We start from the raw sequence: 1,110 nt of genomic DNA on the forward strand, positions 1-1,110 counted from the left end.
TCGAAGCCCTCGAGGATGCGCTCAGCATGGTCACCACCGCGTCCTGGCGCGTAGTGGTAGACCACGATTGGTGGATCAGCGCCGCCGTGGCCGCGATCGTCGCGCAGGACAGCCCACAGATAGCCGGTCTTCGTTCGGCCCCGGCCCGGATCGAGCACAGGCGCCCTGGTCTCGTCTATGAACAAGCGGCCCGATTGCTTCATCACGACGCTCATGCGCTCGACCAGCGGCGCGAGGTGGAAGGCGACCGTTCCCATCCAGTCTGCCAGAACGGCGCGATCGATGAAGATGCCATGCCGAGCCAGAACCTGCGACTGACGATAGAGTGGCATGTGCTCGCTGAACTTGGCGACCGCCACCTGCGCCAGCAGCGCCTCGGTGGGGATGCCACCCTCCACGAGATGGGCGGGCGCCGGCGCCTGAGCAACACCGGTGCAGCCCTTTGCGCAGGCGTAGCGCGGTCGCACCGTCTCGATCACACGATACTGGGCGGCCATGACATCGAGACGGCGGGAGCGATCCTCGCCGATCTGGACCATCCGGCCGCAGCCGCAGGGACACTCGAGGTTCTCGGGTTCGATCACCTGCTCGATGCGCGGCAGGTGCGCGGGAAAGGCACGGGCAGCGCGCCTGGTCCGGCCGCTGGACGGCGCCGTGCCGGCGCGGCGCGCACGATCGTCCTGGCGTTCCTGGACTTCGGCGATGGCAATCTCGATGTCCTCGAGAACCAGTTGCATCTGATCGGGATTGAACTTCTCCGAGCGTTTACCGAAACGTGCGCGCTCGTACTCCTTCACGAGCAGTTCGAGGCGTTCGACGCTCTCTTTGGACGCAGCCAGTTCACTCTCGACATGAAGGCGCGCCGAGCATTCATCGTCTGCGCGACGACGCTCGGCTTCAATCATCGCTTCCTGCGCGCGGAAGAGCGCGCGCAAATCGGCGGGCAGCGCTGCAAGACGGGCGGGATCAATGGGGGACGGCGGCACATCCGCAAGCTATCATCCCAAAGCCCCGCGCGAAACAGGTTGTCGGGTCTGAGTCAGTTCGCCGCAGCTGGCGTCGCGACAATCCGTTCGCCCACTCGCTTCCAGTTCAGCCCTTCAAACAGCG

1 protein-coding gene is annotated in these 1,110 nt (G+C 65.5%); it reads right to left on the bottom strand.

What is annotated here, in order from left to right; genetic code table 11:
• On the bottom strand, nt 1-935 hold a 935-nt coding region (tnpC, locus tag IC50_RS38185), incomplete at its 3' end, for an IS66 family transposase (protein WP_440588162.1).
• Nucleotides 936-1,110 lie beyond the last annotated feature (175 nt).

The organism is Bradyrhizobium genomosp. I (2014) (assembly GCF_000261685.1).
GTDB lineage: Bacteria > Pseudomonadota > Alphaproteobacteria > Rhizobiales > Xanthobacteraceae > Bradyrhizobium.